The sequence below is a fragment of the Methylomonas sp. 2BW1-5-20 genome, from assembly GCF_052474515.1.
Genome location: NZ_CP184127.1, coordinates 2,450,377 through 2,475,992 on the forward strand (window position 1 = coordinate 2,450,377; position 25,616 = coordinate 2,475,992).

Consider the following 25,616-nt stretch of genomic DNA (forward strand, 5'->3'; position numbering starts at 1 on the left):
ATTTAGAAAAATGTAATATCGTCGTTACTCGATGTGTTCTGATGGCTCACCGCCGAAGACGAAGAGTGATTAAGCAACTCTTCCGGCATGGTGTAGCTCAGCTCCATTCTCGACAAAGTCGCGCTGACGTCAAGACTGTTGGCCTGCCGCTCGCCGCTGTTGCGCGTAGCATCGACCGCGCTCTGCAGACTATTTAAGTTATGTTCGACATGGGACAACATTTGACTAACGCGATCCTGAAACTGGAATGCCGTCAAAACCGAGAAAATTTCATCTCGGATTTGCGCGCTATTGCCGCGCAGCTGGTCTGCATCGTTTCTGAACATGTCCAAGGCTACCCGTAAATCGTCCAATGCCGTTCGAATGGCGTGCTCGGCATCCCGTATCGACTTGTCATCAGAAGAACCGGATGCTTCAGACATTTTCAATGTCGAAGCCATAGCCTTATTGATATCTTCTATCGCATGGCTGATCTTTTCGCCAGTAGAAGACGAAAAACCCGCGAGCTTACGCACTTCGTCGGCAACCACCGCAAAGCCTCTGCCGTTTTCACCGGCACGAGCGGCCTCAATCGCAGCATTTAACGCCAACAAATTGATCTGTTCCGCCACCTTGCGTACTTCCTGCGCCATCATATCCAATTGTCCTGTGTGCGCGGAAAGCTTGCGCACTTCGTCGACTACCGCATGTTCAACATCTTGAATTTGACTTAAAACCTTCAAAACGGCGGTCAAAGCATCTCGGCTTTCGTTGAACAACACATCGACGCTTCGGCCTTGACGCCCCTGTTCACCGCCGGAAATCAGTCTTTCCAATTGGCTGACCATGGCCGCAAACCGATTGGTCAACACCGTAATTTCCTGTTCGGTGTGAGTCCTAGACGTTTGTACCTGCCGCAAAAGTATCGGCACTACCTGCAAAAACAAACGCTCCAATTCTATCGCATAACCTTCGACGTCTTTTAGCTTGACATCTTCATCGCCACGCCAGGCGTTGTTTACCTCGTTTAGCATGGATTGCTGTTTGTTATAAAGTGTAGACCCAACCAGAATACCGGCAAAACCCAGCATAACGGTTGCGCCTAAACTGATCAGACTAAAACCGGTTTGCACACACGCCAGCAGACCGCCCAACACCCCCAAACCGACCGTTAACGCATAAAAACCGAGGGGGCCGGGGCTTTTGGCTACAGGATCAGGTTTACGAAGCATGGGAATTCCGTTTGAGGTTCAGGTATGTCAAGGATAGTAGAGAGTTTTATACTTGCATTCAACCCACTAACATCTTCGGTTTCTCGTTATTGTTAAGTTCTAAGCATTTCGCGCAATTATTTGCTGACATAATTAAACGGAATATCCTAGTAGCAGAGGACTTCTTATTACCATCGCCCCTATAACACCTAACGAATTCGAACGTTTCAGGTGCTTAATTTACGATCATGCCGGTATCGCCCTGACGCCGGATAAACAAGTCATGGTAGCCAGCCGGCTAGCCAAACGGCTGGATTACTATCAGTTGCACAGTTACGGCGAATATTATGAATTGGCCGTCGGTACTAACTATCCGAACGAATTTCAAACCTTGGTCAATATTCTGACGACCAACGAAACATATTTTTTCCGGGAACCCAAACATTTCGAATTTATGCAGGAAAACATCCTCAAGTCCTGGCACGGCGATCTGTTTCGGGTGTGGAGCGCCGCGAGTTCAACCGGTGAGGAAGCCTATACTTTGGCCATGGTGCTGGCGGAGAACCTGGGCACGCGTAATTGGGAGATTTTCGGCTCCGATTTAAGCACCAGAGTGTTGGAGATCGCCCGGCAAGGCATTTATCCGCTGGATAGACTGGAGCACATGGACAAGCGCTTGTTGGAAAAATACTGTTTAAAAGGCGTTCGCAGTCATGAAGGTCATTTTCGGGTGGACGCCAAACTGCGTAGCCGGGTCAGTTTCGAACAGGTTAATCTTATGCAGATTCTCCCGCCATACTTGGGCAAATTCGATGTCGTTTTTCTGCGTAACGTCCTAATATATTTTGATCAGGACACCAAGAAACAAGTCGTGGAACGGCTCGCCGCCGCGCTGAAACCCGGCGGATATTTCATTATCAGCCATTCGGAAAGCCTGCATAGGGTCACTGAACAGTTAAAGATGATCAAACCATCTATATATCGGAAACCATGAAAGCCCTGCCATTTAAAGAGACACGCCGCATCATTCTCGACCCGGGTGAATTCTATGCATCACGGGAGTCCGAAGTCATTTCCACCTTATTGGGCTCTTGCGTAGCCGCCTGCCTATACGATCCGATCAACCGGATTTTCGGCATGAACCATTTCCTGCTGGCCTATCGCTCCCACGCTCACAACATACCTATCATCGAGTCCGAAGAAGGCCGTTACGGCATCTATGCGATGGAATTGCTAATCAACGACATGATGAAACTTGGCGCAAACCGCCTTAACTTGAAAGCCAAATGTTTCGGTGGCGGCAATGTACTGAAGCTACGGGAAGATCGAAATCGTAAGGAAACGGTAGGCGATTTGAATGTTTTATTTATAAAAGAGTTTCTAAAAAAGGAAAACATTCCTATGCTTAGTGCTTGTCTTGGCGGCAATATCGGCAGAAACGTACATTTTGTCGGTAGCGATTATTCGGTTTTTATCAAAAAAATCGATCACGACCAGCAAAAATTGATCGAAAGCGAAGAGCGCCGCTATTGGAAGAAAAATATCGACGAACATGAAAAATCGAGAAGCAGCGCCGAATTCTGGTAAACAAACTCTAAGTAAACTGGCACATTCAAAGGTTCTATGACAGACACAAAAGTATTTATTGTCGACGACTCCGCCGTGGTCAGGCAGGTCTTAACCGGATTGCTCGATAGCCTACCCGGTATCAAAGTAATCGGCGCCGCGCCGGACCCGATTTTCGCGATGACCCGCATGGAAAAAGATTGGCCCGATGTCATCATCCTGGACATTGAAATGCCGCGCATGGACGGCATAACTTTCCTGAAGAAACTCATGCATGAACATCCGACGCCGGTAGTGATCTGCTCGACCTTGACGGCTAAAGGCGCGGAAGTGACCATGCAGGCCATGAGCGCCGGCGCGGTGGATATCATCACCAAACCCACCGTCAACCTAAAGGGATTTCTGCAAGATTCCAAAACGCTATTGGCCGATGCGATCAAAGGTGCCTCGCATGCCAGACTGAAAAAATCGGCAGCGCCAGCGGGTAAACCCGTGGAAGGCAGCCCAAAGTTAACTGCCGATGCGGTACTAGCCCCCACCAACCTCATCGCCATGACGGAAACCACCGACCGCGTGGTAGCGATCGGTACATCGACCGGCGGCACCCAGGCCTTGGAATACGTATTGACTCGACTGCCTCGCACCACACCCGGTATCGTCATCGTCCAGCACATGCCTGAAGCCTTTACCGCCGCATTCGCCAAACGTCTGGACGGCCTATGCCAGATCACCGTCAAGGAAGCCGAACAAAACGACCGGGTCATTCCCGGTCTGGCTTTGATCGCGCCGGGCGGCAAGCATATGCTGCTGCGTCGTAGCGGCGCCCAATACCGGGTGGAAATCAAGGATGGCCCGTTGGTCAGCCGCCACCGCCCATCCGTGGACGTACTGTTCCGCTCCGCTGCTCAAGCCGCCGGTAAAAACGTACTGGGCATTATCATGACCGGCATGGGCGACGACGGCGCGCACGGCATGAAAGAATTACACGATACCGGAGCACTGTGCGTGGCCCAAGACGAAGCCAGCTGCGTGGTCTACGGCATGCCGAAAGAAGCGGTCAAATTGGGCGGAACCGATGGCGAACTGCCGCTATCCGCCATACCGAATTTGATTACGCAATCGCCCAACCGCGTGAAATTCTTGAAAGGCTGAGTTTTGGATATTACAGCCGAAAGCAGCGATAGCCGTAGTAGGCGATATACAGATAGCACGTTAACGGTATAAAAAACGCATGCTGAATCCCGATATGATCGGCAAAAGCGCCTTGCAATAACGGTAAAACCGCGCCGCCGACAATGGCGGCGCAGAGAATGCCGGAGCCTTGACCGGTATGGCTGCCCAAGCCGGTCAAAGCCAGCGAGAAAATGGTGGGAAACATGATGGAATTGCACAAACCCACGGCCAGAATAGTAATCATCGCCAGCGTTCCGCTGCCAAGCATCGTCGCCGATACCAGCCCGGCCGCCGCCAAGGCATTAAATGCCAGTACCCTGCCGGGATGAATTTTCTGCATCACCGCCGAACCGATAAAACGGCCAACCATTGCCCCGCCCCAATAAAACGATACATATTTGCCGGCATCTTGCTCAGCCAATCCGGCGATATCCGGCTCACCCAGAAAATTAACCAGAAAACTGCCGATCGACACTTCCCCACCCACGTACACAAAAATCGCCACGGCACCCAATACCAGATGCGAATATTGCCAAGCGCTGCCAAGCTCTTCAAAAGTGTCGCTAAGTTCCACTTGCCGGCCCGGTTCGTTAATCTTCGGCAACTTCAGCAGCGCAAATATCGCAGCCATCAAAAACAATACCGTGGCTAGCAATAAATAAGGATTCTGCACCGCCGCCGCTTCCGCCGCCTGATAAGCCGACAATTGCTCGGCATCGAACAGCTTTATCTCCTCGGCACTTTTAACCGCATTCGACAGAATAAACAACGCGCCAAAATACGGCGCCAGCGTCGTGCCCAAGGAGTTGAACGCCTGAGTCAAGGTCAAGCGACTGGAAGCCGTGTGCGGATCGCCCAACACCGTTACGTAAGGATTCGCGGAAACCTGCAACAGGGTAATCCCGGACGCCAGCACAAAAAACGCCCCCAAAAACAAAGGATAGGAATGCAAACCCGCAGCCGGGTAAAACAGCAAGCAACCGCAACCGGCAATGGCCAAGCCCACGATGATGCCACCCTTGTAATCGATTTTTTCCACGAGATAACCGCTCGGCACCGACATCAGAAAATAAGCGGTAAAGAAACAAAACTGGATCAGCATCGCCTGGGTATAGCTCAACGTAAACACCGCTTTTAAATGCGGAATCAGGATGTCGTTAAGACAGGTGATAAAGCCCCAAATAAAAAACAGCGAGGTCAGAATAGTTAGCGAGCCCGCATACGATGAGCTACCGAGGGTTTGTTGATCCGGCATGAATTAATCCCGCAAATTGATTTAGGGTTTGACGACTTGGAAACGAGCGGTTTCGCTACCGACCATCACCTCAAACTCGCCCGGCTCGACGATGCGCCGCATATCCGCACCGATAAACGACATATCCTGCGGCGTTAAACTGAATTGCAAAGTCTGCTCCGCGCCGGGTTTCAACTCGACCTTTTTAAACGCTTTCAACTGTTTGACCGGCCGCGACACCGAAGCCGCAACATCATGTAGGTAAACCATCACGGTTTCCTTACCGGTCAGCGCACCGGTATTCTTCACTTCAACCATTACATCGATGTTCTCGCCCATCGCGATATTATCTTTGCTCAAGCGCAGTCCGCTGGTTTGAAATGTGGTGTAACTCAAACCGTGGCCGAAAGGATACAACGGCCGATACTGATTGCTCTCGAATGCCTCTATCGGCTTGTGATCGTACATCACTATATCGTTAGTATCGCGCGGATAAGAAATCGGCAACTTACCGCTGGGATTAGTATCGCCGAATAAAATATCGGCCATCGCCGCCCCGCCTTCCATACCCGGCAAAAAGCCTAACACCACGGCCTGCGCCTTGTTGGCAATTTCGGTGATGATGCGCGGCCGCCCTCCGAACGTAACTAGAATCACCGGCTTGCCGATTTCGAATATCGCTCTAGCGAGTTGCAACTGCACCGGATCGAGATGCAAGGAGTCGATATTGCCCTCGGTTTCGGTATAGGTTTTTTCGCCCAGCGCTAAAATCACCACATCGTGTTGCCGAGCCTGGGCCACCGCCTGTTCGATATTGATTTCGTCGCTAAAATTTTTCCCGCCCACGTAAGTCAGTTTACCGTTAGTCTTTTGCTGGATGGCGTTTAACAAGGTCGGTTTGTCTCGCGGATACAAATGTTCTGAAGAACCCTGCCAGGTGATGGTCCAGCCGCCATTCATCACGCTCAGCAAATTTGCTGCCGGCCCGGCGACCAAGATACTGGCCTGTTTGCTCAAAGGCAAAATATGCTGGTCGTTTTTCGCCAAAACAATCGCTTCCCGCGCCGCTTGGCGATTTGCAGCAACTGCTTCCTCCGTAACGAAGTTGCCTTTTACGGCCAACGCCGGCTCCCGTCTGTCGAACAAGCCGCTTTGATATTTCACCCGCAAAATACGTGACACCGCTTCGTCGATGCGGGTCATCGGCACCTCGCCGGTTTTGGCTAAATCCAGCAGCAAGTCGTAAAACGAGTAATCGAACGGCACCATGCTCATATCGATGCCGGCCATTACCGCCATCTTCACCGCTTCGCGCGGCGATGCCGCCACCTTATCGCGAGTGTATAAACGGTTGATGTCGGCCCAGTCGGACACGGTGAATCCCTTAAACCCCATCTCGCCGCGCAAAATGGTGTTCAGGTAATGATAATTAGCATGTCCGGGGATGCCGTCCACCTCCGCGGAATTGACCATGACCGTCGGCGCGCCGGCTTTCACACCAGCCTCGAAACTTGGCAGAAAATACTCGCGCAATGCGCGCTCACCTATCCAGGCAGGGGTCCGGTCTTTACCATTTAGAGGATAGCTATAGCCGACATAATGCTTCAAGCATGTCGGCGCTTTGTCGATATCGGCCATATCGTCGCCCTGGTGGCCTTTAATGTAGGCACTGCCCATGGTCACGGCCAAATGCACATCCTCGCCATAGGTTTCCCATAAGCGCGGCCATAGCGGTTGCCGGCCGATGTCCATCACCGGCATGAAATTCCAGTCCAAACCGGAAGCTTTGACTTCGCGGGCGGTAATCTCGCCTTCCTTGAAGGCCAAGTCGGGATTAAACGTCGCAGCCATACTGATGGCTTGCGGAAATAACACCGCGTTCTCGGTATACGTTGCGCCGTGTATCGCATCAATCCCGTAAATCACCGGAATTTTGAGCCGGCTTTTCGCCGCCACGTCACGTATCACCTGGGTGATTTGCCGCCATTTTTCGATGGGCTGGGTTTGATTATTGGGCGTAGTCGGCGTGTTTAAAATGGAGCCGATGTGCCGATTCAATACGGCGTCTTCCAGTTTGGCAAGGTCGATAGGATGATCGACAATCTCGCCGTTTGCGACAGAAATGACGCTAAAATCGATCTGCGTCATCTGCCCGACTTTTTCTTCCAGGCTCATCTGCGCCAATAAGGCTCGGACCTGAGCTTCAACGTTTTCGTTTGTTTCTTGTGCACTCACGCCGGACTCCAATGCCGCAAATTGAAAAAAAATGAATAAATAACTTTTTAATTTCATAGCTTTATACTGAGGTTCTACAAGCAGTACCCGCTCAATCGATCGGCAAACCGATAAGGTTGAAACGGATGTAAATCCTTGCCGGCATACGAGCAAATTCTTGGACAATTGCAAATCCGGCACTGGCAATCGGCGATTTTACGGATGATGACGCGGCTATGCGATCTTTTTGCGCGTTCATGAACGACGCCGTCGATGTTCGCAGCACGATGAATACTCGAATTATTAGGATATATTGCAAAGCCACGCACCCGTGGCTCTTATGTCACGCTGCGTTTCGGAACTGGTGGGGGGAAGATGAATTATTATGTTACGAACTGCGTCTGCCAAATGCGGTTAATGTCGTTCGATAGCACCATCGGATCGAAAGGCTTGGCTATCACCCCCAACACGCCTTGGCGTTTATAGGTCTCGATTTCGTGATTTTGGATTTTCGCGGTCATAAAAATCGCCGGCACCTGATGGAGGCTGGGCCGGGCGCGTATTTGCTCCAAGGTATGGATACCGGTCATGCCGGGCATCATCATATCCAACAGCAATAAGTCCGGTTGAAAGGCTTCGGCTTTATGCAAGGCTTCGTAGCCATCGCCACACACTTCCAGTACAAACCCGCCAACCATTTCCATCGCCATTTTCGCAACGGTTTGAATATCCGGATCGTCTTCCACGTATAAAATTTTGCTGAGCTTACGCGGGCGGCCAGGCGACGTCGATTGATGGTCGCTGGCAGAAAAGACGTGGCGGCAGTTCTTTAACTCGTTCAGATAGTAACGGCGGTTAAATTCCAGAATATTGGGAATGGTACGGGTAGTGGTGCAAATCGAACAGCTATATAAGGGCAGTACACCCTGCTTCCAGTGACCTTGCTGATTGTCGATCAGGGAAAATACCGAACGTTCGAGGCATAAGGGACACCGCAATTCCGCGCCGCTGGGCATGGCCAAATCGTGCGCGGCGATATCTTCCAATTCCTGAATACAATCGGAAAAATCATCGCCCTCCTCCAGTAAAATTTTTACACCGATGCGAAATACGTCCGCCGAAATGGCTTTGCACCAACGCACTTCGGCGCTCAGTCGTTCGCTGGGCTGAAATTGGTTTTCCACGATGATCACAATCCGTTCGCCGGGTTGCATGGCGTGAATCACGTCAAACGATAAACCGGAAAAGCTCATATCGTGACAGACGGCTTGGTAGATTTTCGCGCCCATGCCTTCGATGTAATCTTCCTGCAACGGCGAATACATCAAATCGATACCGACGCAGGGATAACGCTGCTGGATTCTGGGCAACATTATTTAATCGCCGCCTTGATGGTTTGAATCAGTTTGATATTGCTGGTGGCGGATTTAACCAACGCCGCACTGACTTGGCTGGCAACATCCATCCCCACATCCTGCGCCGAGAAAATTACCACTTCGGTGCCTGGATGGCGATGCTTTATTTCCGGCAGCAAACTTAAGCCGCTGCCGTCCGGCAAGCCCACGTCCAGCAATATCAAATCGAAGTGTTGTTTCGCCAGCCAACCGCGGGCTTCTTCCAGATTGCAGGCGGCAATCACATCGGCGGTGTCGGTCAAAATCAATTCCACTATCTGCCGCACATCGGCATCGTCTTCCACCTGTAAAATCATCGGCCGCTGCCGCCCACCGGGTCGGCCCACGCTTTTAATGGCAGAGATCAATTTTTGGCTATCGATGGGTTTTTGTAGCCAGTCGACAATATTGCGGCCAACATAATCGGCCTCGGAGTATTTCTTTTCATCATTTACCGAAATCACTACCACCGGCAGTTCCAAGCCGCCGGCTCCGTTGCTGTAAAGCTCTTCCAGGAAAGCCAGGCCGGATTGGCCGGGTAAAATAATGTCCAGGGTAATGGCGTGGTAGCAGTTTTTTTTCAGGAGTTGCTTGGCCTGCACGGTATCGTAGGCAATTTCCGTGGCAAATCCGGCTTCTTCGAGAATGCGTTTGATCAAATGGGCAATATCGGGATCATCTTCCACGATCAATACCATCGCTCCGTCGTTCAAGTTGCCGTGCAACTGAGTGCCGAGGTCGTTGACGCTCTGTTGCGGCAGATCGACATAAAACGTAGTGCCGGCATTTTCCTCGGTTTCGACGCTGATCTTACCTTGATGCTTTTCGATAATGGCCTTGGCGATGCTCAAACCTAAACCGGTACCGCCGGTATGGCGCTTATCGCTGCCGTCTACCTGGGAGAACTTATCAAATAATCGAGGCAGAAAGCTTTTTGGAATCCCAGGTCCATGGTCATGGACGCCGATTCTTGCAAAACCTTGATGCTCGCTGAGCGAGACATCGACCCACCCATTTTCCGGCGAAAACTTGGCGGCATTGGACAGCAAGTTATTGATAACCTGAAAAATGCGATCGACATCCGCGCTGACCATCAAGGCCTGTTCATTGCGAGTAAAACGATATTGGATACCATGCTCGGCCGCGTAAGCACTGCAATCGGCAATGGCTTTGGCAATCACCTCGCCGAGTTCGATACGCTTAAAATCGAAACGCAAATTGCCCGATTCGATTTTTTCGATATCCAGAATATCGTTAATCAGCAACAGCAAACGCTCGGTGTTATTGGTGGCAATACTCAACAGACCGGCCATTTTTTCCGGGAGCGTACCGCACATACCGCTATTGATCAGCCCCAAAGCCCCGCGGATCGAGGTCAAAGGCGTGCGCAACTCGTGGCTGACCGTTGAAATGAATTCGTTTTTCAAACGCTCCATTTTCTTGCGTTCGGTAATGTCCTTGATCAAGCCGGTAAACTGTATTTCACCGTCTTGCCACATTTCGCTGACCGCCAATTCGATGGGAAATAAGGAGCCATCCCGCCGTTGCGCCATCACTTCCCGATCGGTACCGACTATGCGTTTGCGCCCGGTGTTGATGTAGCGATTCATGTATTTATCGTGCTCGGTATGGTGCGGCTCCGGCATCAGCATATTGATTTTTTGGCCGATCACTTCGGTGGCGCCATATCCGAACATGATTTCAGCCGCCTGATTGAAGGTTTTGACGTAACCGGCCCTATCGATAGTAATCAAGGCATCGCTTAAGGTGTTCAGCAGGGTGCGATGCCTAACCTCCGAGTCTCTAATCTGTTCCCGCAATTCAGCGATAAGGGCTGATTGGTCCATGATAGCTCCACTGCTATACGTTTATCGGCAATTCGACCCAGAAACTGGAGCCAAGATCGATCTCGCTCTCCACTCCAATGTTTCCACCCATCAATTGCACCAGCTGACTGCATATCGAAAGCCCAATACCGATGCCTTCAACGCTGCTGTTCTGCGCACCGAGCCGCTCGAACGCATCGAACACATTATCGAGATTTTCCGCCGGTATACCCATGCCATTGTCGCGAATTGTGACGCGTAGCAAACCATTGCTGCGTTTTTGTACGGATACCCAAACACTGCCTCCGGGCTTATTGTACTTAATGGCGTTGGAAAGCAGGTTGGCAATCACTTGCCATACCCGACGCCGATCGGCCTTTATGAGCTGCGCCGAGCTACCTTCGAAGGCGCTGATTAGCGTAATCCGATGCTGGTGTGCCAATACTTCCGCGTCATTGATCAATTCCCCCAGCAACTGGAGCAAGTCGAATGATTCCGGATTGAGTTTGAGCTTGCCAGCCACGATTTTAGCCCGCTCGGACAATTCGTTGATCATCTCCAACTGATGCTGACCGCCGCGGACAATTACATCGAGCATGTCGATTTGCTCGGCGCTCAACCCGGCTTCCGCTCGCAACAGATCGCTATAGCCCAAAATCAGGTGTAAGGGCGATTTCAGTTCATGCACCACGTACGACAGAAAGTCGCTTTGCAGTTTTCGTAATTGTTCGGAACGCCGCTGCGCTTTCTGTAGTTGCTGGTTCAAGTCGCGAATCTGGCCGAGTCTCCGCAAACGCGACTCCAGTTTTCGCATCAAATAAGTGTCGGAATCCGATTTGCGGACAAATTCGTCGCCACCGCTACTCAAGGCCGCCAATTCCTGATCCAATGTGGTGTTGGTCGTCAAAAAAATAATCGGTATCAGGCTATAACAGCAACATTGCCGTATAACCTGCGCCAGCTCGATTCCGCTGCAGACCGGCATATAAATATCCAGGATAAGCAAATCCGGCTGGAAATCCTCCATCGTTTCAAATATCCGCAAGGGATCCAGTAAGGTTCGGGCCTGCATCCCTGCCTGCTGAATAATCGTAGCCACATACTCCGAGGAAATGGCATCGTCATCGACGATCAGAATTTTGTATGTCGTCGCCTTACTCAGGTATTTGTCTACGGTTTCCACCAGTGCCTGACTACTCACCGGTTTAACCAGATATTCGCTGGCCCCTGCCCGAATTGCATTGACGCGCGAGACGATATCCGCCCACACCGAAATAAAAATCACCGGCGGGAAATCCGCTACCTGCTCACGTAACTGGCGAATCACGCTAGCGCCGCTCTCGACGCTGTCGGAAAATACCATATCCATCATAATCAGCGACGGCAAGGGCCGCGCACCAGTCAAAAATTCGGAAAATGGGGGTAAGGCATGATAGATGACAACCTGATAACCGGCTTCCTGCAATACCAGTGCGATCTGTTCCGCTTGCAGCGGATCGTCTTCGACCAGGCAGATGGTTTTATCGGAACGCGGCAACACCAACTTACTGCGAGCTTCATGCTCACTATCCGCGGATTGTGTCAGATAGGCATCAACCGCTTTCTCGAACTGCCCGAACAGAATATCGATGATTTTGTCTTCTTCCTCCAAACCGTCGGCAAAGTGCTGGGCGAGATGGATTTCGAGATTACGGGCCAATTCACTGATGCGGCTGGCTTTAAACGTACCCGCCAGTCCCGCCAATCGATGCAGTCCTTGTCTCAGTTCGTCCCTATCCCGACCATCCTGGCTATATTGCCGGTAAAGCGTCCGAATCTGTTCGAATCGCGACGAAAGATCCAGTGTAAACTTCTTTCGTAACTGTTCGAGATGGTTTTCAAATTTCATAAGTCATTATCTGCACGATTATGTCCTTATTTTTATCATGGTTACATCGGAAGGACAAATTCGCTAGCTACGCGCGCCGCTTCGTGAAATTTAGTTCGGCATGGCGGCTCCGGCAATCGTCACAGACCGTTTGAAATTGGCAGTCTGTCACGCCGAATCCGCCGCCGGCGTTCGACTGAAGGTCAAAAAGCGGCCTTTATAAGGCTCACCGTTTTCAGTCGCGCGTTCTGCGATCCGGCTGGAACAGCTATAGCCCAAACCGGTCATCTCCCGGCAAAACCCCACCCGGTTGCCGCGATCGGGATCGACGATAATGATTTGCGCGTGCGCCGCCGCATGCAAGGCAATGAAGTTAGCCAGTTGCTCGGGCTGTTGGCGTTCGTAAAGCACGTCGCTGCCGATGATCAGATCGAAGCGGCCCAAGCCCGGATTACCGGTCGCCCAATTGCCTGTTCTATATTGCAATGGTCCCAATTTATTTAGCAACAAATTTTCGTTCAGGAAAGCCTCGCTCAAGGGATGCCAGTCGCTGACTGTAATATCGCCGGCCCGGCGGTGAATCACCAGACTTGCCAGCCCCAAACCGGCACCAATTTCCAGGATGCGCTTCCCCACCAAATCGAAACTATGCATCGCCAAGGCCAACACCCGAGCGGACGGCCACACCTTACCGAACAGCGACCAGCTGGCGGAGGAAATCCCGGCCAATTCCGCCTCGCCGAGCGGGTCGGCGTATTGCTGCAAATCGGCTAAAGAACGAATGACATAATCGATACCGGCAACGGTGACCGTTTCGAATTTGACACGATAATCAGACATTGAGGGTTACAGCGGCAGGGTTGTGCATCAGGAAAATGTTCTGATCGAAGGGCACAACGCTTACTGAAAAGAGGCATGCAGGCCGAAAAGGCACTCGCGGAGTTAGCCGAAAACCGGCAACTATTGGTTCAGGTTAACACATTGGCTGATCTAACACTGCGGTAGCTAGATCAGCAATAACCAATCGGATGAGTGACGCAGTCTAAATACGCAGAATTACGCCTAAAAAAACGGATATCGCCACCCGTTATTTCGGAAACAACTTATCCCGCGCATTTTCTAAAATCGCAGTCACGGCCGGATGCTTGAGTTTGCGGCGCATGGTGATCGCATAAAAACGTTCATGCACCGATTCGATACGGCCGATGGCTTCCACGCCGTACTGGCTTTGGATTTCGGCTTCGACATTGCTCGGGGCGACAAACAAACCCGCACCGCCGCTACCGAAGGTTTTGATCAACGCGCTGTCTTCAATCTCGGCCTGAATGACCGGACTAATGCTTTGCGCATCGAACCATTGATCCAGCGAGCGCCGCAGCGAAGTATTGGCGGTCGGCAGCAAAAACGGCGCGCCACTTAAGGAACGCGGAAAGTTTTGACTATAGGTCGCGGCCAATGCCGGCGCGCCGAACACGGTAACCCCGCACTCTCCGAGTAAATGATTAAACGCCTTGGCGCCGCTGGTCGGCGTCAGCGGCGCATCGGAAAGCACTAAATCCATGCCTTGCACCGCCATATCGCTCAACAGCCGCTCGGTTTTATCCTCGTAGCAAAGAATCTGTACCGGCTCCGGCAACAGGAACGCCGGCTCTATTAAGCGGTAAACCACCATTTTCGGCAAGGCATCCGCGACGCCAACCACCAGACGCAACGCCCTTCCGGTCGGCCGGCCCTTGAGCGTATTCGTCAATTCCCTACCCAAGGAAAAAATTTCTTCCGCATAATGAAACACCACCCGGCCGGTATCGGTTAACGCCAATTTACGGCCTTGTTTATAAAACAGTTTTTCGCCGATCTGCTGTTCCAGTACCGCTAACTGACCGCTAATGGTGGGTTGCGCCAAATGCAGTTTCTCGCAGGCACGGCTAATGCTTTCTTCGCGCACGACATTCCAGAAATAAAACAAATGCTGATAGTTGATACGTTCCACTAGTGATCAATACATAGATTTTTTCGATGATTTTATTCTAAACATCCTATTTAACAATATTTAAATCCCGCGTTAGTCTATCAGGCGACCGTAAATCACCTTGGGAACTTAACGTGGCAAAATCAAACGAGCTACACGACAATGACTCTATTCCTAGTACAGGACCTGACTTGGCGGAGCATGACAAGTCAGCGTTCGAACTGGATATCCCCAACGCCAGCCAAATCCTCAGCGATCGTTTATCCGATACTCACGGCGACGACAAAGAATTGCGTAGTTCGATTCGCTTGCTGGGCTCGATATTGACTAAAATCCTCGCCGCGCAGGCCAAACCGGAGGTCGCCTCCGCCGTGACGCAATTGCAGCGCAAGTTTGCCGGCTTGATAAGGGAAGGCAGCGCCAATCGCCGCCGCCAATTCATCGAGATTCTGGAAGATCTGGGTCCGGAAGAAATAGGCGAAGTGGTTCGGGTATTTAACGGCTATTTCAGCCTGATCAATATCGCCGAAGAAGCGCACAATCTGAATTTACGCCGGCAAAACCAGACCGGCCGCTTCTGGCCCGGCTCGTTTCACGACACGTTGATCAAATTGCGCGACAGTGGCGTCAGCGCCGACAAATTACAGATTTTGCTGGATGAGATGCTGTATTTGCCGGTGATGACCGCCCACCCCACCGAAGCCAAACGCCGTACCGTGAAAAGTGCCTTGCGCAACGTGTTCCTCAGCCAGGAAGCTTTGGACGATCCGCGTCTGCGCAGCCAACAACGCGGTGAAGCCCTGGACAAATTGCAAGCGCAGATTCAACTACTGTTGAAAACCGACGAAGTGCGCGCCCGCAAACTGGGCGTGGCCGACGAAATCGACGCCGGCCTGTTTTACTTTTCCTTGTCGCTGTTTCAGGCCACTACCCTGGTCTACCGGAATTTACAACGTTCACTTAGCGATGTGTTCGGCGCCGACGTTGCCAGTCAAATCCGCATCCCCAGTTTTCTGCGCTTTGGTTCATGGATAGGCGGCGACCGCGACGGCAATCCGAATGTAAAGCCGGAAACCACCGAGCTGGCCTTGCGCATGCAGGCGCAAACCATCATGCAGGAATATCTGGTACGCCTGGATCAATTGCGCGGCCAATTATCGCATTCCTACGGCCTGTGTGAATTGGCACCCGAATTTATTGACAGCCTACACGTGGATCGCAGCATGCTTGGCGCAGCTGTAGCGGACTTGGAAAAGCCGTACTTGCAAGAGCCTTACCGGCACAAGCTGATATTGATGAAATACCGCATGCAATCTACATTGCAACGGGTTCAACAACAATTGCAAGGCAAACCGGAACAAGCCAATCGCCACGCTTATGCTAGCGTTGCCGAGTTTTTACACGACCTGCGTTTGATAGATTCATCCCTGCGGGGTCACGGCGACGCCAACATTGCCGATCTGGAACTGGCCGATCTGATCCGGCTGGCCGACGTGTTCGACTTTCACCTGATGCAACTCGATGTCAGGCAGGAATCGACTCGTCACAGCGAAGCAGTCGCGGAAAGTCTGGCGGCGGCTCTGAACATTGACTATCTCGCGCTAGACGAAGCCCAGCGCATCACATTATTAGTCGAGGCTATCGCCGCGCCAGGCGGCCTGATGTTTGACGCCGCCGCGCTTACACCAGCCAACCGCGAAACACTGGAGCTGTTTACGGTGATGGCGAAAATGCGCCGCGAAATTGGCCCGAACTGTTTCGGCAAATACGTGATATCCATGACTCACTCCGCCAGCCATGTGCTGGAAGTGTTGTTGCTGGCAGCCCAAGCCGGTTTGGTCGGCAAAATTGGCGGGCATTGGCATTGCCATATCGGCGTCAGCCCTCTGTTCGAAACCATAGACGATTTAAACCGCGTTTCCGATGTGCTCACCCAACTGTTCGATACCGACTGCTATCGGGAACTGTTGCGAGTCAGCGGCGACCGCCAGGAAATCATGCTGGGTTATTCCGATTCATGCAAAGACGGCGGCATCCTGGCATCGGCCTGGGGCTTGTCGCGCGCGCAACGGCAAATCATCGCCATCAGCGAGCGCTACGGTCTGAAATGCCGCTTATTTCACGGCCGTGGCGGCACGGTCGGTCGCGGCGGCGGCCCGACTCACGAAGCAATTCTGGCCCAACCGCCCGATACCGTGCGCGGCCAAATCAAATTTACCGAACAAGGCGAAGTGCTGTTTTATCGGTATAACAATATGGAAACGGCGGTCTACGAATTGACCATGGGCGTTACCGGCTTGCTAAAAGCCAGCGTCAGTCTGGTGCAGGCTGTACCGAAGGATAGAGCGGAGGACTTGGCGGTGATGGACGAATTGGCGCGAATCGGCGAACAAAGCTACCGCGAACTGACCGAACGCACACCCGGCTTTTTGGATTATTTCTACGAAGCCACCCCGGTCGGCGAAATCGGCGGCTTGAACATCGGTTCGCGGCCTTCGCATCGCAAAAAACTGGATCGCTCGAAAAACTCGGTGCGCGCCATTGCCTGGGTGTTCGCCTGGGCGCAATCGCGGCAGACGTTTCCGGCTTGGTACGGCATCGGTTTCAGCCTGGCCAGCTGGTGCGCCGGCAAACCGGAGCGGCTGGAAGCACTGCGTGGGATGTATCGCGATTGGCCGTTTTTCCGCAATCTGCTCAGTAACGCGCAAATGGCGCTGAGTAAATCCGATATGAACATCGCCCGTGAATACGCGCAATTATGTAGCGATCCGGAAGCCGGCAAACGCGTTTACAATCTGATAGCCGGCGAACATCAGCGCTGCGTGGAATGGATATTGGAGATAGCCGAGGCCGACCGCCTGCTCGCGGAAAATCCAGCGTTGGCTGCGTCCTTGCAACGCCGCGACGCTTATCTGGGTCCGCTGAATTACCTGCAAGTGTTTTTGATCCGGCGGCTACGGGAAATGAATGCGGAGAATACGGCGGAAAGTCCGTGGATGAAACCCTTATTGCGCAGTATCAATGCAATTGCCGCGGGCATGCGCAATACCGGCTAACACTTAACCCCGGAACAGGCAGGCTAAGCAGGAACGGGTCTACCGGCGTTTATTAAGTTGCTGTAAAAAATTACGACTGCGCCCTTTCGCCACAAAGCGGAAGGAGCTTTTTCACCAAACTCTTATAAAGGGAGCGGAACTATGCAAAAAGCTTTCGCATTGCCGAATTGGTTAAGATTCGGCGTCGGCAAAACCTGGTCTCGGCTATCGAAAAACAAGCCGGGCATCGCGGTCGTTTCGGCCCTTATTTTGCTTGTTTTCGGGGACACGCTGCTGCCGTTTTTCTGGCACCTCTTGCATCTCGCGATTGAAGTCATAGAGATGATGGCTGAGCATTTTCTGGAGCACGTGTTCGGTGTTACGCCGCGTCAGGCTGAATTCATCGTGTTCTGGACCGGTATAACCGTAGCCGGCACCCTAGTGTGGCGCCTAGCATCTAAAGCTTACCGAGCCATCGCCCAAGCTTGCGCATCAGCCACGCAAACTTGGTGCGCAAAAGCCGGGTCCGCCAAATTAGTTACCACCTTAAAACTGGCTTTCTTGCTGAGCCTACTCGGTAAGACCATGCTGTTATTCGTTTAAACCGATAGGATTTCGCACGTATGAGCACCGCAACTGGATTTAAGGAACGCCCACACCAAAAACAATCGACGCAGACCCTGCTGGAGTTCTTATTCGGCCTGCTGGAAATGCGCGGCCCAGCTCAGGGAATTGCGGAGCACTTGCTGGAATCATACGGCAACGACAATCAGGCCGCGCTAATCGCTATCGGCGACCATTTTGGCTTGAACATGGAGAGTGTGCTGCTCACACCTACGGCTGCCGCAAATGCCTCTGCCCCGCAAACCCCATTACTAACGAGCCTGTCCGACGGTTACGGCTGGATAGTCCTGTACGGATTTCGCAGCGGCAAAGTCAGAGTGGCTTTGGCCCAAGGCGAGGTCATCGAAGAACGCCTCGTCAAACCTGCTGAAATCGGCAAATTACTCGGCCGATCCGATGCCGCTATTCACGAATGGCTGTTAGTGCAAGCTCAGGCGCCGCTGGAGAATGCCGTCAGCCAAGACCATCACGCGCACATGCCGCCTTTCCGCCGCTTGCTGGAACTGTTACGCGCCGATCGCCACGATCTCTGGTTATTGTTGGGCTTGGCTCTGGGCTCCGGATTACTGGCGCTGGCTTCGCCGGTGGCGGTGCAAGCACTGGTCAATACCGTGGCGATGGGCGGCATGGGCCAGCCGTTAATAGTGTTGGCGACCATCCTGTTTTTCTTTCTGAGTTTCGCCGGCGCGGTCTATGTGCTGGAATCCTATCTGGTGGAAATTGTGCAGCGGCGGATTTTCGTGCGCCTGGCCGCCGACTTGGCCTATCGCTTGCCCAGGGTGCGCAGCGATGCCTATGACGGCCAACATGGCGCGGAACTGGTCAATCGTTTTTTCGACGTATTAACCTTGCAGAAAGCCGGTTCTTCGTTATTGTTGGACGGTTTGAGCACCGTAGTGCAAACCGGCGTCGGCCTGATCATGCTGGCCTTCTATCATCCTTTCCTGCTGGCGTTCGATGTCGTTTTGCTGTTGGCTATCACGGCGATAGTATTTTTATTGGGACGCGGCGCAGTCAGCACCGCGATTCAGGAATCGATCAGCAAATATGCCCTGGTAGCCTGGCTGGAAAACGTCGCCGGGAATATTCAGACTTTCAAATTCGGCAACGGCGCGGCCATGGCCGCCAGCCGTACCGACCAACTGGCGCTGGATTATTTAACAGCCAAACGCCGGCATTACCGGGTGCTGTTAGGCCAAGTGATCGGCTCAGTGGCCTTATATGCCATCGCCAGCACGTCCTTGCTGGCCATTGGCGGTTATTTGGTCATAGACGGCCATTTAACCTTGGGACAATTAGTGGCGGCGGAATTGATCGTGTCGTCAGCGCTACTGGCGTTGATCAAATTTGGCAAGCATCTGGAAGGCTTTTACGATCTGATGGCCGGCACCGATAAAATCGGCCACTTATTGGATTTGCCATTGGAGGATTCCGCAGAGCTGGATGCAGAATTTAATGGTCCGGCGTCTTTAACGATCAACGATCTGAAATTTGGCTTCAGTGCGCAGCGGCCATTGTTTTCCGGTTTTTCCGTGCAGGTGCAGCCGGGTGAAAAAGTCGCAATTTTGGGCGGACCTGGCAGCGGTAAAACGGCCTTGGCTTCACTGCTTGGCGGCATGCGTGCAGCCCAAGCCGGGCAGATACAAATCAACGGTCAGGCTCTGGATGATCTGCGCCTGAGTACCTTGCGGCAAAACATTGCGGTGGTCAGCCGACTAGAGATTTTTCACGACAGCGTGCTGGAAAATGTCAGGTTGGGCGATACGGATGTGAGCGTGACCGAAGTTGAACGGGCCCTAGCCAAGATCGGTTTGGCGGGCATAGCCTTGGATACAGTACTCAGTCCCGGCGGCTCACCGCTTTCACATAGTCAGGCAATACAAGTCATATTGGCTAGAGCCATGGCTTCCCAGCCAAGCCTGCTGATCGTCGATGGTTTACTCGATGGGCTGGATACCGCATTGCTGCAGCAACTGGTTCCGGCCCTAATGGTGGCAGACGCGCCCTGGACGCTAGTGCTGCTGACCGGATCAAAAGAATTGGCCGCTACTTGCCAACGCATGATTCATTTGCCGGGAGTAGTCCATGACTGATTTACAAATTAAGCTCTCAGCATTATCGGCGGCGCACACCCCGCGCCTGGTCAGCAGTTTAGCGCGCGCTTGCGTCTGGTTATTTCTGTTGACCCCGCCAGCCCTGCTATTGACACCCTGGCAGCAAAACATCAACGGCAGCGGTCGAGTGTCCGCATTCGCGCCGCTTGAACGCCAACAAACCGTGGAAGCGCCGGTTTCTGGTCGCATCGTCAGCTGGCAGGCTAAGGAAGGCACAAAGGTTAAAGCCGGCGATTTGTTGATGGAAATCACCGATGTCGATCCAGACTTGCTGGATCGCTTGCAACAACAACGCGCTGCCGCCGCCGCAAAATTGGCTGCCAAGGAAGAAGAATTGCGGGCTTACCGTCTGCAAATCGACAACTTAATCGCCACCCGCGATTTACAAGTGGCCACCGCGCAATACCGTCTGGATGTGGCCCGACAAAGAGCGCGCTCGGCCAGCGAAGCCATCGCCTCCGCACGCGCCACGCTGGAAACCGCCAGTGTGCAAACTCAGCGTCTGCAACGCTTGATCGGCGACGGCCTGGTATCGCAACGCGATTACGAAGTCGCACAACGCGATGGTATCGTAGCGCAGCGTAGCTTAAACAGCGCCCAAGCCAGTCTGGAAGGCGCCCTGGCCGAGCAGCGCGCCGCCGAAGCGGAAATCGGCCGGATTCGCGCCGACGCCCAGGCCCGTATCGACTCGGCGACCGCGTCGGCCAATAAAACTCAAAGCGAACTGGAAGACAGCCGGAGCAGTTTGCTAAAAAGCGAAGTCGATGTCTCCCGGCAACAATCCCAACAAATCAAAGCGCCGCGTGACGGCAGCATTCTCAGGCTGCTGGCCAACCCGCAGAGCGACATCGTCAGACAAGGCGATCCGCTGCTGGTATTGGTGCCTGACATGGATGTGAAAGCGGTGGAACTGTGGGTGGACGGCAACGATGCGGTATTGATCACCCCCGGCCGGCATGCGCGTCTGCAATTCGAGGGCTGGCCGGCCTTACAATTCGCCGGCTGGCCGGAAGTGGCCGTGGGCACCTTCGGCGGTTTGGTCGCTTTTGTGGATTCTACCGACGACGGCAAGGGTAAATTCCGGGTGCTGATCGTGCCCGATCCCAAAGACCGGCCTTGGCCGGCCGAACGCTTCGCGCGCCAAGGCGTGCGGGTGAAAGGCTGGATATTGTTGAACAGGGTGACGATGGCTTACGAACTGTGGCGCCAACTGAATGCGTTTCCGCCGCAAATGACTACGGAAATGCCGGCCACCGATATTGTCCGGCAAAAATTGAAATAATCGCATATGAAACGTTTTGCACCCCGTCAACGCAATACATTAGCTCCGTCAAGGTACTGGCAATTCTGCGGGCAGCGTATAGTCGCGTTGACACTTATACCCTTGTTGGTCGGTTGCGGACAATATCTGGATACCAGCCCCGACCGTAAACTGGTCAAGCGGGTGGAAGAACGTCTGAAACCCGATGAGGGTTTGCCGCTACCGGCCATCTCGCAGCTGCCGCCGCAAACCGTGGAACAGGCCTTGCCCAAGTTTAAGGAAGGCCGGCCAAAATCGGCGACCATCCTGCCCCCGCCCAGCGCGGCGAAACCGGAATTGCCCAAAGCTGCGCCGGAAGCCAGCAAGCAGTTATCCATCTCGGCGGTGCGCAGCATGGCTTTGGAAAACAATCTGGATCTGAAAATCGCCCAGGCCGACCCAAAAATTGCCGCCACGGCGGTCGGCGAAGAAGAAGCCAAATTCGATGATCTGATCTTTGCCAAGGCCAAATACGGCAAAAAAAATACCCCGGCGCAAAATCTGGATGTTGTCAGTTTCACCCCGGTCGATCCCAATTCGGCGTTAAAAAACGAAGTCGATAAACTCACCGCCGTACCGCAGGAAACCGAAGTGCTGGATATGGAAGCCGGTATCGTCATTCCCTTACGTACCGGGGCAAAAGTGACCGTCAGTTCGCCGTTCGACGGCAAGCGTCAGTTTCGTGGCGTCGCGTCCGACCAGTATCAAAATGCGCTGCGCTTCTCCATCAGCCAGCCCTTGCTGCGCGATGCGGGTATCTCCAACAACGTGGCAGGGATTCGCATCGCCCGCTACGAACAACAAGCGGTAGACGTGAAAACTCGTCTGCAAGCAATTCGAGTGTTGGCGACGGTCGAGCGTGCTTATTGGAGCTTGTATGTCGCTTGGGGGGAATTAGACGTACGCCGCCAGCAATACGAAAACGCCTCTAACAACCTGAGCATGGTGAGAAAACGGGTAGCGGAAGGTTTGACCGCCAGCGTGGAAATCAACCGTGCCGAAATTGGCGTGGCCGAACGCCTGGAGTCGCTGATCATCGCCGAAACCAGCTTAAAAACCCGCCAGCGCCAACTGAAATTGTTATTGAATGCGCCGGGTCTGGATTTGGACTCACAAACCCTGCTGATCCCCGATACCTCGCCGACCCTGCTGGAATTTAATCTCGACCGCGAACAACTGGCGCAACGCGCCTTGGATGGACGCTTGGAGTTGCTGGAACTGGAATTAAAGCTGGCCGCCGATTTGACCAAGATCGATTATCTCAGTAATCAAACCCTGCCGATGTTCATGCTGGATTACAACTATGCCGCGTTGGGCCGTGATACTTCGTCCTATGGCGGTGCTTTCGATCAGACCATAAGCGGCAATTATTCGGATTGGTCGGTGGGCTTACGCGTGGAAATCCCGCTGAGCAACGAACTGCGCCGCGCGCGCCTGGACCGCGCCGTGCAGGAACGCATGCAGCGCCTGACCACGCAACAACTGCGCGAATTAAGCGTGCGGCGGGAAATCTACGACGCGTTGGATCAAATGAGCCAAAACTGGCAACGGATTTTAGCCACCCGGCAAAACGTGGTGCTGGCCGGCTTGAATTACGATGCCGAACTCAAACAATTTAAAGAAGGCCAGCGGACGATGACAGAAGTGCTGGAAACCTTGACCCGGCTTGGCGAGGCGCAACTACGCGAAGTGCGCGCCATCGGCGATTATCAGGTGTCGATGATAGACCTGGCCTTCGCTACAGGTACGTTGTTGGGGCATAGCCGAGTGGATTTGGGTCTTAACACTACCGCTCAGTAGATCTGATAGTGACAGTCGTGCGAAATGTATCGGATAGGTAAGCGATAAAAGCAACGCATTTATCGCTTACTGCCTTTGAGCTAAGCGATAAATGCTAGTGGTGGCAACCAGAGCCATGGATATGACCATGCGCGACTTCATCGGCTGTCGCAGGTCTGACATCGATAACTTCCACGTCAAAAGTCAAGTCTTCGCCGGCCAAGGGATGGTTGCCGTCGATGGTGACATCGTCGCCGTCGATTTCGACGATGGTGATGATACCCGGGCCGTGGCTCACGTCGGCATGAAACTGCATACCAATATCGATATCCATACCGTCGAACATTTTTTTTGAGACAACCTGGATCATTTCTTCGGACACTTCGCCGTAAGCCTGATCGGCGGCTATGGTGACGTTGAATTTATCGCCGGCTTGCTTACCGTGTAAAGCCGCTTCCAAACCCGCAATAATGTTGCCCGCGCCATGCAAATACAACAAGGGCTCTTCGCCTCTGGAACTATCCAGCTGCTCACCGTCTTGGTTGGTTAAGGTATAATGGATGGAAACAGCCGTTTTGTCTGTGATTTGCATAAGCGTCTTCGCTGGATGAAAAAAAGCCGACATCATATAACCTTTTCCCCGAAAAAACATGTCACGCTGGCGACCGCCCCGCCCTAAATCTTCGCCGTACATCACCGCCGAAGGCTACCGCACCCTGGAAACCGAGCTGAAACAGCTTTGGGAACGGCGCAAGGATGTCACCATAGCCTTGTCAGCGGCAGCGGCGGAAGGCGATCGCTCTGAGAACGCCGAGTACATATACCGGAAGAAAGAATTGCGGGAAATTGACCGGCGCATTCATTATCTGCAAAAGCGCCTGCCAGCACTGACCGTGGTTTCCGAAAAGCCAAGCAACCGTGATCAGGTGTTTTTCGGCGCCTGGGTGACGCTGGAAACCATGGACGGCGAGGAAATCACTTATCGCATAGTCGGTGCCGACGAAATCGATACCACGGGCGGCTTGATCAGCCTGGATTCCCCTCTCGCCAAGGCATTATTGAAAAAGTCGCTGGATGACGAAGTCGCCATTCGCCATGCCGAGCAAGAAACGCGTTATTACATTACCGCAATTCGCTATTGAATTGAGATGAGCAAGCAAGCTGCATTCGCCAGGTTCAAATGGTTTGTCATCATACTATTGTTGACCATTGTCGAAATCGGCCCGGTTCCGCTGATGGGTCTGACCCTGCTTTATATCGTGACCTTTCGCCCACGCTGGTTCAAGGACTTGGTTGACCGTATTTATTCATGAAGCAAACGCAATACCTGTTTGTTTACGGCACGCTACGCCGAGACCTCCACGATAAAATCCGACACCCATTCCTTGATGCTTGCGATTACCTCGGCGACGGCTTTATGCACGGAGAACTATACGAAATCGATGCCTATCCGGGCGCTATCGCCGGCGGAATGGGGCTGATCAAAGGCGAACTGTACGTGATGCAAAATCCCGAACGAACGTTTTCGGCACTAGATAATTACGAAGAATGCGCCGCGCATTTTCCGCAGCCGCATGAATACGTTCGCCGCGAACTGCCGATAAGTTTGCCGGACGGGCAAACCGTTTCCGCCTGGGTCTATCTATACAACCGGCCGGCGGACGGACTAACGCGCATCCACGAAGGCGACTATCTCAATTATTTGCAGGAAAACTCATGATCAGCATCATCCAGCGCGTCACCCAAGCCAAAGTCTCGGTAAACGGCAGCGACATCGGCGTGATCGGTACCGGCATTATGGCTTTGGTGGCGGTCGAAAAAGCCGATACGGCTAAACAAGCCGACCGTTTGCTGGAGCGGATTCTGAATTACCGAATTTTTGCGGATACCGACGACAAAATGAATCTCAGCTTGCGCGATATTCAGGGCGGCTTGCTGCTGGTGCCACAATTTACGTTGGCGGCCAACACCGAGACCGGCAACCGGCCCAGCTTTGCTGCAGCGGCACCGCCGGAAATGGGCCGCGAGTTATTCGCTTATCTGCAAAAACGCGCGCTTGAGGCTTACCCATCCAGCCAGTTCGGCGAATTCGGGGCCGACATGAAAGTGGCATTGATCAACGATGGACCAGTGACATTTACCTTACGTTGTCAGGAAAAGTAATACGTCGTCAACCCGTGGATTCCGGCAAGCAGTCAGGCCACAGCCACAATTGAATCAACAACGGTAAAACCTATTCCCTTACCGACCAATTAAACTGTGTTAAATAACACAATTATATTTGCCTAACACGCGCCATCCCCCTACAATTGCCCCACCTTAATCACCAAA

General features: G+C 52.9%; 21 protein-coding genes. 12 read left to right on the top strand and 9 right to left on the bottom strand.

Going from position 1 to position 25,616, the window contains the following annotated elements; genetic code table 11:
- Window positions 1–2: 2 nt before the first annotated feature.
- Complete coding sequence (locus ACH50O_RS11095) at window positions 3–1,211, bottom strand: methyl-accepting chemotaxis protein (protein ID WP_446812072.1); 1,209 nt, start codon at window positions 1,209–1,211, stop codon at window positions 3–5.
- A gap of 241 nt (window positions 1,212–1,452) precedes the next feature.
- Here ACH50O_RS11095 and ACH50O_RS11100 point away from each other — a divergent pair, with 241 nt between their 5' ends.
- The 3 genes from ACH50O_RS11100 to ACH50O_RS11110 are packed head-to-tail and all read left to right on the top strand — an operon-like array spanning window position 1,453 to window position 3,908.
- Complete coding sequence (locus tag ACH50O_RS11100) at window positions 1,453–2,184, top strand: CheR family methyltransferase (protein ID WP_446812140.1); 732 nt, start codon at window positions 1,453–1,455, stop codon at window positions 2,182–2,184.
- Window positions 2,181–2,777 carry a chemotaxis protein CheD gene (locus ACH50O_RS11105; RefSeq protein WP_446812073.1) on the top strand — a complete coding sequence of 199 codons (597 nt, stop codon included), beginning with the start codon at window positions 2,181–2,183 and terminating at the stop codon, window positions 2,775–2,777. Before ACH50O_RS11100 ends, ACH50O_RS11105 begins: the two co-directional genes overlap by 4 nt.
- 36 nt (window positions 2,778–2,813) lie before the next feature.
- Window positions 2,814–3,908, top strand: coding sequence for a protein-glutamate methylesterase/protein-glutamine glutaminase (locus ACH50O_RS11110; RefSeq protein ID WP_446812074.1), 1,095 nt, complete (start codon window positions 2,814–2,816; stop codon window positions 3,906–3,908).
- Window positions 3,909–3,918: 10 nt separating this feature from the next.
- Here ACH50O_RS11110 and fucP read toward each other — a convergent pair whose 3' ends face one another.
- The 7 genes from fucP to nhaR all read right to left on the bottom strand — a co-directional run bounded on the left by fucP (window position 3,919) and on the right by nhaR (window position 14,454).
- The gene (gene fucP / locus ACH50O_RS11115; protein WP_446812075.1) at window positions 3,919–5,184 is read right to left on the bottom strand and encodes an L-fucose:H+ symporter permease; all 1,266 of its coding nucleotides are present in this window, start codon (window positions 5,182–5,184) and stop codon (window positions 3,919–3,921) included.
- A gap of 21 nt (window positions 5,185–5,205) precedes the next feature.
- The gene (locus ACH50O_RS11120) at window positions 5,206–7,398 is read right to left on the bottom strand and encodes a glycoside hydrolase family 3 N-terminal domain-containing protein (protein WP_446812076.1); all 2,193 of its coding nucleotides are present in this window, start codon (window positions 7,396–7,398) and stop codon (window positions 5,206–5,208) included.
- A gap of 362 nt (window positions 7,399–7,760) precedes the next feature.
- Complete coding sequence (locus ACH50O_RS11125; RefSeq protein ID WP_446812077.1) at window positions 7,761–8,750, bottom strand: response regulator; 990 nt, start codon at window positions 8,748–8,750, stop codon at window positions 7,761–7,763.
- Window positions 8,750–10,618, bottom strand: coding sequence for a response regulator (locus ACH50O_RS11130; RefSeq protein ID WP_446812078.1), 1,869 nt, complete (start codon window positions 10,616–10,618; stop codon window positions 8,750–8,752). Before ACH50O_RS11130 ends, ACH50O_RS11125 begins: the two co-directional genes overlap by 1 nt.
- 13 nt (window positions 10,619–10,631) lie before the next feature.
- The gene (locus ACH50O_RS11135; protein WP_446812079.1) at window positions 10,632–12,485 is read right to left on the bottom strand and encodes a response regulator; all 1,854 of its coding nucleotides are present in this window, start codon (window positions 12,483–12,485) and stop codon (window positions 10,632–10,634) included.
- Window positions 12,486–12,632: 147 nt separating this feature from the next.
- On the bottom strand, window positions 12,633–13,304 hold the full coding sequence (locus tag ACH50O_RS11140; protein WP_446812080.1) for a class I SAM-dependent methyltransferase: 672 nt from the start codon (window positions 13,302–13,304) through the stop codon (window positions 12,633–12,635).
- Between the two features lie 247 nt (window positions 13,305–13,551).
- On the bottom strand, window positions 13,552–14,454 hold the full coding sequence (gene nhaR / locus ACH50O_RS11145) for a transcriptional activator NhaR (protein WP_446812081.1): 903 nt from the start codon (window positions 14,452–14,454) through the stop codon (window positions 13,552–13,554).
- A gap of 113 nt (window positions 14,455–14,567) precedes the next feature.
- Here nhaR and ppc point away from each other — a divergent pair, with 113 nt between their 5' ends.
- The 5 genes from ppc to ACH50O_RS11170 all read left to right on the top strand — a co-directional run bounded on the left by ppc (window position 14,568) and on the right by ACH50O_RS11170 (window position 23,306).
- Window positions 14,568–17,489, top strand: coding sequence for a phosphoenolpyruvate carboxylase (gene ppc, locus ACH50O_RS11150; protein WP_446812082.1), 2,922 nt, complete (start codon window positions 14,568–14,570; stop codon window positions 17,487–17,489).
- Window positions 17,490–17,630: 141 nt separating this feature from the next.
- Window positions 17,631–18,071, top strand: a complete 441-nt coding sequence (locus ACH50O_RS11155) for a hypothetical protein (RefSeq protein WP_446812083.1) — start codon at window positions 17,631–17,633, stop codon at window positions 18,069–18,071.
- 20 nt (window positions 18,072–18,091) lie between these two features.
- Window positions 18,092–20,185 (top strand): peptidase domain-containing ABC transporter, encoded by a 2,094-nt coding sequence (locus ACH50O_RS11160; protein ID WP_446812084.1) that lies wholly within the window; start codon window positions 18,092–18,094, stop codon window positions 20,183–20,185.
- Window positions 20,178–21,488, top strand: coding sequence for an HlyD family secretion protein (locus ACH50O_RS11165; RefSeq protein ID WP_446812085.1), 1,311 nt, complete (start codon window positions 20,178–20,180; stop codon window positions 21,486–21,488). Before ACH50O_RS11160 ends, ACH50O_RS11165 begins: the two co-directional genes overlap by 8 nt.
- Window positions 21,489–21,575: 87 nt before the next feature.
- Entirely contained in the window at window positions 21,576–23,306 is a 1,731-nt protein-coding gene (locus tag ACH50O_RS11170; RefSeq protein WP_446812086.1) for a TolC family protein, read from the top strand.
- Between the two features lie 94 nt (window positions 23,307–23,400).
- Here the strand turns inward: ACH50O_RS11170 and ACH50O_RS11175 are convergent, their stop codons facing one another.
- Complete coding sequence (locus tag ACH50O_RS11175; protein ID WP_036274250.1) at window positions 23,401–23,877, bottom strand: FKBP-type peptidyl-prolyl cis-trans isomerase; 477 nt, start codon at window positions 23,875–23,877, stop codon at window positions 23,401–23,403.
- Window positions 23,878–23,935: 58 nt separating this feature from the next.
- Between ACH50O_RS11175 and greB the strand changes: the two genes are divergently transcribed.
- Genes greB through dtd form a run of 4 tightly spaced genes read left to right on the top strand, consistent with a single transcriptional unit; the run spans window position 23,936 to window position 25,448 of the window.
- On the top strand, window positions 23,936–24,427 hold the full coding sequence (gene greB / locus ACH50O_RS11180; RefSeq protein WP_446812087.1) for a transcription elongation factor GreB: 492 nt from the start codon (window positions 23,936–23,938) through the stop codon (window positions 24,425–24,427).
- A gap of 6 nt (window positions 24,428–24,433) precedes the next feature.
- Window positions 24,434–24,598: a hypothetical protein gene (locus tag ACH50O_RS11185; protein ID WP_446812088.1), complete on the top strand. Its 165-nt coding sequence runs from the start codon at window positions 24,434–24,436 to the stop codon at window positions 24,596–24,598.
- Window positions 24,595–25,005: a gamma-glutamylcyclotransferase family protein gene (locus ACH50O_RS11190; protein ID WP_446812089.1), complete on the top strand. Its 411-nt coding sequence runs from the start codon at window positions 24,595–24,597 to the stop codon at window positions 25,003–25,005. The genes ACH50O_RS11185 and ACH50O_RS11190 overlap by 4 nt, the downstream gene beginning before the upstream one ends.
- Entirely contained in the window at window positions 25,002–25,448 is a 447-nt protein-coding gene (gene dtd, locus ACH50O_RS11195; protein WP_446812090.1) for a D-aminoacyl-tRNA deacylase, read from the top strand. The genes ACH50O_RS11190 and dtd overlap by 4 nt, the downstream gene beginning before the upstream one ends.
- Window positions 25,449–25,616: the final 168 nt, after the last annotated feature.